Origin of the sequence: Ehrlichia minasensis (assembly GCF_004181775.1) — a bacterium.
Classification (GTDB): Bacteria; Pseudomonadota; Alphaproteobacteria; order Rickettsiales; family Anaplasmataceae; genus Ehrlichia; species Ehrlichia minasensis.
Window position 1 is genome coordinate 1 of record NZ_QOHL01000031.1, and the last position, 10659, is coordinate 10659.

The 10659-nt window shown below is 29.0% G+C and carries 9 protein-coding genes; all 9 read right to left on the minus strand.

What is annotated here, in order from left to right; translation table 11 throughout:
* Positions 1–252: 252 nt before the first annotated feature.
* Positions 253–831, minus strand: coding sequence for an NADH-quinone oxidoreductase subunit C (locus DRF75_RS04615; RefSeq protein ID WP_045170642.1), 579 nt, complete (start codon positions 829–831; stop codon positions 253–255).
* 397 nt (positions 832–1228) lie between these two features.
* On the minus strand, positions 1229–1771 hold the full coding sequence (locus DRF75_RS04620) for a NuoB/complex I 20 kDa subunit family protein (RefSeq protein WP_045170643.1): 543 nt from the start codon (positions 1769–1771) through the stop codon (positions 1229–1231).
* A 6-nt stretch (positions 1772–1777) separates the two neighbouring features.
* Positions 1778–2149 (minus strand): NADH-quinone oxidoreductase subunit A, encoded by a 372-nt coding sequence (ndhC, locus tag DRF75_RS04625; RefSeq protein ID WP_045170644.1) that lies wholly within the window; start codon positions 2147–2149, stop codon positions 1778–1780.
* A 332-nt stretch (positions 2150–2481) separates the two neighbouring features.
* Complete coding sequence (uvrA, locus tag DRF75_RS04630) at positions 2482–5334, minus strand: excinuclease ABC subunit UvrA (RefSeq protein ID WP_045170645.1); 2853 nt, start codon at positions 5332–5334, stop codon at positions 2482–2484.
* A 205-nt stretch (positions 5335–5539) separates the two neighbouring features.
* The gene (locus tag DRF75_RS04635) at positions 5540–6070 is read right to left on the minus strand and encodes a transcription antitermination protein NusB (RefSeq protein ID WP_045170646.1); all 531 of its coding nucleotides are present in this window, start codon (positions 6068–6070) and stop codon (positions 5540–5542) included.
* 4 nt (positions 6071–6074) lie between these two features.
* Positions 6075–6521 carry a 6,7-dimethyl-8-ribityllumazine synthase gene (locus DRF75_RS04640; protein WP_045170647.1) on the minus strand — a complete coding sequence of 149 codons (447 nt, stop codon included), beginning with the start codon at positions 6519–6521 and terminating at the stop codon, positions 6075–6077.
* Position 6522: 1 nt separating this feature from the next.
* A complete protein-coding gene (gene yidC, locus DRF75_RS04645) occupies positions 6523–8262 on the minus strand; it encodes a membrane protein insertase YidC (RefSeq protein WP_045170648.1) in 1740 nt (579 codons plus the stop codon).
* Between the two features lie 348 nt (positions 8263–8610).
* Entirely contained in the window at positions 8611–9993 is a 1383-nt protein-coding gene (locus tag DRF75_RS04650; protein ID WP_045170649.1) for an alanine/glycine:cation symporter family protein, read from the minus strand.
* Positions 9994–10014: 21 nt separating this feature from the next.
* Positions 10015–10659 (minus strand): CDP-alcohol phosphatidyltransferase family protein (locus DRF75_RS04655; RefSeq protein ID WP_129992746.1); only part of this gene is annotated, 645 nt, incomplete at its 5' end.

The window sequence follows — 10659 nt, forward strand, 5'->3', positions numbered from 1 at the left end:
TTTTTTTTTTTATTTTTTTTTTTTTTTTTTTTTTTTAAATTTTTTTTTTTTAAATTTTTTTTTTAATTTTTAATTTTTTTTTTTTTTTTTTTTTTTTTTTTTTTTTCAGATGTGCACAAATTCTGGATATAATGAGCATTTTATTTATTATTTAGTGCTTCTATATTGTAGCTGAAGTTTTTTTATAGGCTTACAGCTTTGCGTACTCTTTTTTTCAGTATGTTTACAATGTTCTGGTATATAATGAGTGTTTTATTCATTATTTAATTCTTTCCATGGAGACAGGAAATCAAAAGACCGGAAGTCTTGTTGTAGATTTACAGCTTCATATGTTACTTCTTTTTTTAATATGTCATACCGTACTTCTTTATAACCAGTTAAAGGAAAGTCCTTTAACATTGGATGGCCAGAAAAACCATAATCTGTTAAAATTCTTCGTAAATCTGGATTATTATCAAATATTATTCCATACATATCGAATACTTCTCGTTCAAACCATCCTGCAGCACTGAACAGGTTGGTGATAGATGGAATATTCTCATTTTGTTTTAGCGATACTTTGCAAAATATTCTGATATTGTTGATTATACTTAATAATGAATAAACTACTTCAAATCTGGCTGGCCTGCTTGGATAATCTATAGCAAAAATATCAATTAATATGTGAAATTTGCATTTTGTATCATTACGTAAAAATAAAATATGATCGTAAATATCTTTTACATTTGAATCTAACTCTAAGTTTATATTGTCTTTTATAGTGCATTTTACATTTATAGATGTGTTGATGTGTTCAATAATATTATCTATTGCATTATTAGTATCTGACATCATGTATCCCTTTTAATATTTTTTGCTTTTACTTATACTATACATTATTTTTCTGAATTAAAGTATTACATTAATTTTTCTATATTAAGTATTAGTATATTTTGTTAGTATAGCTTGTTCATTGTATATTAAATTAAAGTTATAATGTTTATATTGAAGATAGATGAATGTGGATTATAAAGTATTTTTCTATCTTAAATATTAGTATGACTTATGCGTTTTTTCAATAGAAGTAAAAATAACTTAGTCTATTGAGTTAAAGTTATAATATTTGTTTGAGATAGAGGAGGATGAAATATTCTTCATGTTTTTGTTTGTAAGGCTTATTTAGTATAACTATGTATGAATGATGTGTTTCATATAAGTAAGACTTATTATTTACTTTAGAATGAAGGTCTTATTTGTTAGTAATACTTTTAGAGTTTCTGTTGATAGAAATACTTCCTCTATTGATTTTTTGTTGAAGACACAATATTCCGTATAATAATGCTTCTGCTGTTGGTGGGCAGCCTGGAACATAAATATCTACTGGTACTATACGATCACACCCTCTAACTACTGAATATGAATAATGATAATATCCACCACCATTAGCACAACTACCCATTGAAATAACATAGCGTGGTTCAGTCATTTGATCATATACTTTTCGTAATGCAGGGGCCATTTTATTGGTTAATGTTCCAGCAACAATCATTACATCTGCTTGCCTAGGACTTGCGCGGAACATAATACCATATCTATCTAGATCATATCTACTTGCTGCAGTGTGCATCATTTCTACAGCACAACATGCTAATCCAAATGTCATAGGCCATAAGGAATTTGATCTTGCCCAATTTGATATATAGTATATTAAATCAGAAAACTGTGTTACCATGAAACCCTGGTGGTTATAACTTTGCCAGAATTGATTATTTAAAACAGAATTATTCGCCATATTTATTTACTCCCATTCTAATGCACCTTTACTCCACTCATATATAAATCCTACTGTCAGTATAGCTAGGAAGATCATCATAGACCAAAAACCATTTACGCCTATATCTGAAAGGCAAATAGACCATGGGAATAAGAATGCTATTTCTAGGTCAAATATAATAAATAATATTGCAACTAAATAAAACCGAACATCAAAAATTTTTCTTGAATTTCCAAGTGGTGCAAATCCGCATTCATAAGGAGAGAGTTTCTCTAAATCTGGATTACACTTAGCTAAAAGCATTGGTAAAACAGCAAAAAGAAATGATATAAAACCTGCAACTGCTAGGAAGATTAAAACCGGAACATATTCTGCAATATTAAGCATTTGTGTCATATATATACTTTAGTGAATAATTAAATACTTACAGAGTTTTAACTTTATGTCAATTTATTAACATATATTACACACCCTTTACTTTTTAATCATATCACTAATTATAGATAAAGTATAATGTATAATTAGTATAAAAAAGGTAAAGTAGTTGATTTTATTGTATATTTTATTTTCTGTATTGGAATAGTGGGATTATTTATCAGTTTTTTCATAACTATGTTTAATAGATTGATATATAGTTATAACAATCAATATGTGAGCGATTAATTTATCAGATTTAATGAAGAGTCTGAGATGTAATATATTAATTTATGTATAATGTATAAGCCTTATTACATATTTAAATAAGGCCTTAAATATAGTCCAGTTATACTGTTTGGGTTTTCTGCTATTTCTTGTAAAGTGCCACTAGCTACTACTCTACCTCCATCCTCACCTCCGTTGGGTCCTATGTCTATTATATATTCAGCTGTTCTGATAACATGCAAATTGTGTTCTATCACTATTATTGTATTGCCCATGTCACGTAATTTATGTAGCACATGTAATAGATTATCTATATCTGCAAAATGTAGTCCTGTGGTTGGCTCATCTAAAATATATAGTGTTTTTCCTGTAGAACGTTTCGATAATTCTTTTGATAATTTTATTCTTTGTGCTTCACCACCTGATAATGTGTTAGAAGTTTGACCGATTTTTATGTAACCCATTCCTACACTGCGTAAAGAATCTAATTTTTCTTTAATTAGTGGTATATCTATGAAGAATGCATGTGCTTGGTCAACTGTCATATCTAGTACATCAGCTATGGATTTGCCTTGATGAGTTACTTCTAGTGTTTCTTTATTATAACGTAATCCTTTACATTGTTCACACTTAACATGTACATCAGGTAAAAAGTGCATTTCTATTTTTACATATCCATCTCCTTTACATGCTTCACATCTTCCACCCTTGGCATTGAATGAGAATCTACTAATAGTATATCCTCGTGCTTTAGATAGTGGTAATCCTGCAAACCATGATCTTATATGTATGAATAAACCTGTATAGGTTGCTGAATTTGATAGAGGAGTTCTGCCGATTGGTGATTGGTCTATTTCAATTACTTTGTCTATATGTTCTAGCCCTGATATGGATATACATTTTCCATAGCTACAGGTTGCATTGTTTAATTTGTTTATTGCGTATTTGTATAGGGTATCGTTTATTAAACTTGATTTACCACTTCCAGATACTCCTGTAATACAAGTAAAAGCATTGAGAGGGATTTTTACATTAATGTTCTGTAAGTTATTTTCATGAGCTCCAATGATTTCTATCCATTTATTAAAAGTTTTCTGCTTTTCGAAATTAGGTATCATTTTCTTATTGCTAAGATATTGGCCGGTGATACTGTTGTTATTTTCCATGACTTCTTCTGGAGTACCATGTGCAATTACATAACCTCCGTTTTGTCCTGCTCCTGGCCCTATATCTACTACATAATCTGCATTTGTGATTGTTTCTTCATCATGTTCTACAACGATTACTGTATTCCCTATGTCACGTAATGTTTTAAGAGTATTAATTAACAGTGTGTTGTCACGTTGATGTAATCCAATTGAAGGTTCATCTAATACGTAAATTATTCCTGATAATCCAGATCCAATTTGTGATGCTAATTTTATTCTTTGGCTTTCTCCTCCAGATAATGTTGTTGATTCGCGGTCGAGTGTAAGGTAACCTAATCCAACATTTTTTAAGAATGTTAATCTTTTTATAATTTCTTCTAATAATTTATATGCAATATGCTTTTGTTTTTCATTTAGCTTGGATGGAAGTGCTTTGCACCACGATATCGCTTCTACAACAGATAATTTTGTGAATTCTCCAATGTGCTTGTTATCAATTTTTACTGATAATGCTTCTGGTCTCAGTCTAAACCCTTGACATTCACTGCATGTATTGATGGATAAGTATTGTTCAGCTAGTTTTTCTATAGCTATATCTTCTTTATTGTTGAGAATATTGATAATACCTTCAAATGTCTTATTTCTTTGGTAGTTTATAGGTGTTTGTGTTTTGTTGCCAAATAAGATTATATCTTTAATGTTGTTATCTAGCTCTTTCCATGGTTTTGTTAAATCAAAATTGTAATATTTTGAGAGTGATAATATAACGTTTGTGTAATAATAACTAAATTGCGATTTAGCTTTGTGATGGAGAGCTTTTATATCAATTGGGCCTATGGGATGTATAGCTCCTTCTAGAATTGATAAATTATCATTTATAACTAGGTTTTGATCTATACTGTATTTTTTTCCTATTCCACTACAAGCTTTGCATGATCCATATGATGTGTTAAATGAAAACAATCTTGGTTCTATTTCTTCTATACTAAAACCCGTCTCAGGACATGCAAAATTTTCTGAAAAAACTAGTATCTGATTTTTATGATATGTTTCACTTTTATATTCTTCTGGCAAATCAAGTATTTCTATTTGAATTATACCATTACCAATGTTTAAAGCAGTTTTTATATTTTCAGTGATCTTGTCAATGGAGTCTTCTGATACTAATATTTGATTTACAACTACATGAATATCATGATGTTTATTTCTATCTAATGGTGGAATATTGTTAATATCATAAGTAATGTTGTTTATTTTTAATAGCTTATAGCGTTGTTTTTTGAGATCATATATTTCTTTAATATGTTCTCCTTTTTTTCCCCTTACTAGTATTCCTAAAATTGAAATTTTTGTACCTAAAGGTAATTTAAATATAGTTTCTACTATCTGAGCAAGTGATTGTTTTGTTATAGGTAGCCCTGTAGTTGGAGAGTAAGGGATTCCTATATTAGAATACATAATTCTTAGGTAGTCATAAATTTCTGTAATAGTTGATACAGTTGACCTTGAATTTTTAGATGAAAACTTTTGACTGATTGCAATAGTTGGAGAAAGTCCTGTGATTGATTCTACGTTTGGTTTTGTACATAAATCTAAGAATTGACGTGCATAAGATGATAAACTTTCTACATATCTACGTTGCCCTTCTGCATATATTGTATCAAATGCAAGGCTAGATTTTCCAGACCCGCTAACTCCTGTTATTACAATTAACTTATTTTTTGGGAGATCTATGTTTATGTTCTGTAGGTTGTGTTCCTTGGCATTGCGTATACTAATAAAATTAGCCATATTTTAGTTTACCACATTAACTATTAAGTGAAGACATATGAGTGTTAATAATATATTAAGATAAGTAATTTTCCAATTAATTTTAAAAATTGTGTAATTTATTTTCTTGTTTGTAATTTTGTTTAGGAATTTTTAAATTTTAATATAATAATGTATTTGATGTATACTTTTGTACAGATTAAACTTAATTAAGTATAATCAGATGTTATGTATTATTGAAAACAGCGGCAGTTTCTGATTGTTCTATTCGATGGAAATTATTGATATTATTATCAAATGTAAGACGTGCTGTAAGTTTTACTTGGTTAAGTATTGCATTGATGAAATTAACTTCTGTTTTTTCTAGTATGTGACTCGCTATGTTAACGTATTCATTTATAATAATTACTGCATCTGTATTAGAACAAATTAATTCACAAACTGCAGTTTTAATGATGGAAAGACTAATTAGATTGATGCGGTCTATAGACCACTTCTCGTTCAACAATGTTGCAATAGTTGCATTAATTGTATTAAAAGTTAACAACATTGTGTTCATTATTTTGATTAACAATTGATTGTCTATTTGTATCAAATCTAATACTTCTTTCATTTCATATAAATAATCAATCAGATTATCAATGTCGTGTATAGTGTAATTATTAAATATCATGGAATAGGTCCCTTGTATAGCAAGGAACCTAGTTGTTGTTTTTTTTGAATGCCACAATGGCTGATAGCATATGTTATCTTTCATAATATTAACTTAAAAATTTATTATGTAATTCAATCATAGTTAGTGCAGCTTTAGCAGCTTTTCCACCAACGTTTTTTTTATGCATGTCTGCTCTTACCATTGCTAATTCTAAATTTTCAGCTGTAATAACTCCAAAACCCATAGGAACAGCATGGTGAACTGCGATTTCACTAAGAGAGCCTGCTACACCTTTACAAACATAATAATAATGATCTGTTTGTCCTTTTATAACACAGCCTAGGGCAATGTATCCATCATATTTGTATTTATCACTCATTATTGCGAAAACTATAGCTGCTGGTATTTCAAAAGAACCTGGAACATATACTACATCATGTTTTACAGGTTTTGAGTATTTATTTAGTTGATCTACTGCTCCATCTAGTAAGAGGCTTGTTATTTCGGGATAAAATTGTGATACTACTATTAGTACATTATACTCATTAGACATATTAACCCTCCTGTTTTGCTACTTTCTGAAAGTTGAATTTTTTACTTGCATATTGCTTTATTATTAATTGTTGAATTATAGTAATTGAATTGCTGCATATCCAGTAAATAATTAATCCTGCTGGAAATGATGAAAAAATGAATATAAAAATATATGGTAAAAACTTCATAAAGTTTGCTTGAGCTTTATCTTGATTTAAGGAATTACTGTTATTTAGCTTTTGTTGAATTACCATAGTTATTCCTAATATAACTGGCAAAATTCCAATGCATATTGGAACATTAAATTTTAATAGTCCAAACATTGTTAATACGTTTGCAGTATCGAAGCTTGATAGATCTTTTATCCATAAATAAAATGGAGCATGCCTCATTTCAATTGTAACGAACAATACTTTATACAATGCAAAAAATACTGGTATTTGTATTAGTATTGGCATAAACCCGGACATAGGGTTGACATTGTTTTTTTTAAAAATAGCCGATATTTCTTTGCTCATTTTATCATTATCATTTTTGTATAACTCTTTTATTTTTAGGATATCAGGTTGTAAATGTTTTAATTTTAGCATAGAAATATATGCTTTGTATGATAAAGGAAACATTATTAATTTTATTACTACTGTTAATAACAAGATAGCAAGCCCAAAGTTTCCTATAACATCATAAAAGTATTCTAAGAGCAGAAAAACAGGTTTAGTAATGAAATATAAAACTCCAAAATCTACTGCTTTATCGAATAGTGCAATGTTTAGGTTGTCTTTGTATTTATCTAGTAATTTTAATTCTTTAGCTCCAGCAAATAAATAGCTAGTGCTGCTTACTGTTTTATTTGGATGTGCAATGTAATTATCATGACTAAAATCTACCTGAAAACGGTCTTCACTGTTATGTTTAGCATGCTTAACATGGAAATTGACTTTACTTTTTTGTAAAACATTTGGTATTAATGCTGTAAACCAGTATTTATCGCCAATTCCAATCCATTGATTGTGATCGTCATTTGTATATTGTGATTGAATTCTTATGTTTTTCTCTTTTGTTATTGTTTTGTATGTCCATTCTTTAAGCGTATTACTGAAACTTCCTACAGCCCCTTCATGTGATATCCAATAGGATTTTTCTGTAGTATGTTTAGACCTATTAATTCTACCATAGGGTATTAAGTTTACTGTAGAATTTGTATTATTTGTAACAATTTGTTCTATTTTGAACATGTAATCGTTATCTAGTGTTATTTTAATTTTAAAGATAATCCCTTCCTTATTGTCCCATGTTAAAGTTATTGGATTATTTGGTGATAAAGTCGGTTGATCTGAGTTCCAAATTGATGAGTGATTAGGTAAGGCAATTTTATGTTGAGGATCTATCCATCCAAATTCAATAAAGTATACTCCTTCTGTTTCTTCTGGTGATAGTAATATTATACCATCGGAGTTGCTATCTGGTGTAACATGATAGTTTTTAAATATTAGATCGTCAAACTGTGCACCTTTTAATGATATTGATCCATGTATTTTTTTATTTGATAGATTCAGTCTTGTATCAGTATTACTTCCTATAATTTCAGAGCGTGTTTTATGTGTGAAGCTATCATCAATTTCTGGAATCATAGTATCAGAATTTGTATTGTCTTCTATAATGTGTTGTGTAGTGAAAAATTTATCGTATATAAACCTCCACCCGGTCATAATTAACACGGATAAAATAACAGCTAATATTAAATTACGAACTTCTACCATATTGCTAATGAGCATCTTAATAGGTTTTAGTGTAGCATATAGCATTGTTTAAATCAATAAGGCAATGTAATTATAAAATTAACTATATATGGGCATAAGTTATTGAGTTAATGTTAGATTCAATTGTGTTGTTGAATTTGTAAAAAGCTTTTGTGAAATTTTAGATAATATGTTGGTGACAAAATATTATATAATCATTACTTTAATGGTTAGATTTAAATTGTAATTTTAAAGATATCTATTTAATTATTGTATATATGGCCTTAATATAATTGTAGGAATAATCTGAATTTTTTTATGTTAAATTTGTATCGATGTTGTATAGTGGTTAAATAAATTGAGAAAAAATTATAGTTTACTTAAGTATGTTTTAAGTTCTTGGTTTATAATATTACTTAATAAGATTATGGTTATTCCGTTAGGTATTGTGAGAAATATGAAAAGCAGGTCTCCTAATTGAGATATAGGTATTATATTTTTTGATAAACCGCTTATTATTATTATACACATTATAAGTATTCTACATAGTACAACATGACGTGAATTTTCAAGTATATATTTCCAAGATATTTCACAGTAATATGAATATGTAATTATTGATGAGAATGAGAAAGCAAATACGATAGATGGAAATATCATATACTGAAAAATTGGACAAATATTAGAAAATATGTTGTTAATTGTAATGACATGGTTGCTGCTGCTGATAGTACTGTAAGATCCAGTTAATATTACAACAATTCCTGTGATAAATGATACAAGTACAGTATCAATAAATGGTTCAAGCATTGCGATACATCCGACTCTTACGGGTTCAGTTTCATCTGTTGAGGCATGTATAATAGGTGATGTGCCAACACCAGCTTCATTTGCAAAAATTGATCTTCTAACTCCTGCAATAAGAGATCCTATTGCTCCTCCAGTCATGCTATTTCCTTCTAACATACCATGTATCATTATGTTGAATGTATGGAGTAACTGGTCTGAATTACTTATAATAACAGCTGTGCATATTGTAATGTATAATATAACCATTATAGGCGATAATGTTGTCATAATTTTTGCAATGCGTGTTATTCCTCCTATTATTACTAATCCACTTAATAGTGTTAATATTAATACAATAACACTGCTGTTGACTTGATGGAAAGTGTTACTTAATAGAACAGTTGCTTGGTTTGATTGGAATGATATACCTCCAAAAGACATTGCTATTATCATTGTAACAGCATAAATGTATGCTACTGTTTTTCCAGTTTTTAATAATCCTAATTCAACTAAACCGCATCTGATGTATTGAAAAGGCCCACCTATATTGTTTTTCTTTTCTAATAGATAATATTTAAATCCTAGCGTTACTTCAGCAAATTTTACTGACATGCCTAGAATACCAATTATTATCATCCATAGTACTGCTCCTGGACCTCCTGTAGATATTGCTATCACTACTCCTGAGATTGTTCCTAATCCTATAGTACCAGATATTGCAGTGATAAATGCTTGAATATTAGAAATGGTATTACTGTCTTTTTTATTTTGTGGCTTAGCTAGAATATGTAATGCATGTTTAAAGAGCCTTATGTTAACGAATTTGAATTTTAGTGTACAAAATATTCCTAAATATATCACCCATAAGATAATTAATGGAACCCGAAATATTGTGAAACAAAAAACAGACTCCAGTGTTCTAGATACATATGGAAAAAAATCTGTTAGTTCAAGTGTTATCATTATACAAAGATGAGATTGATACTACATGTTTATTTTGGTTTTGTTTTTGTACATAATATATATGTATACTACACTACTTATAGGTATTGATATTATATACATTATTCCAAATACTGGAAATGTTAACCATGGTTTTGTTATTGCAAATACGATAAATATACCGAATAGTAAAATAAATATGTAAGATAGATTTTTTGGTATACAGAGATGTTTTGCTGAAAATGTAGGAATATTGCTTACTGATAAAAATGCAATTACAGCAAAATATATTGCTACATTGTTTTGGTCTGATAGGTTTTCAACTAACCAATGATTATCATGATAATAAAATGTTAGCATTATTGGAATTAATGATAATACTGCTCCTAGTGGTGCAGGAACTCCTACAAAGAAAAATTTGTGCCAGTCTAATTTTTTTTCTTCATATAAAGACATATTAAACCTTGCAAGTCTAATCGACATGCACATCACAAACATCATTACTAGCATCCAACCTATGACTTTAATTTGTTTAAGTGACCAAAAATATATCAAGAAAGCAGGAGCAGCACCAAAATTTAAGAAATCTGCAAAAGAGTCAAGATGTGCGCCAAAACCACTAGTAGAATTGAGTAATCTAGCAATTCTGCCATCCATGCCATCTATTAGTGCTGCAATAATAATAAA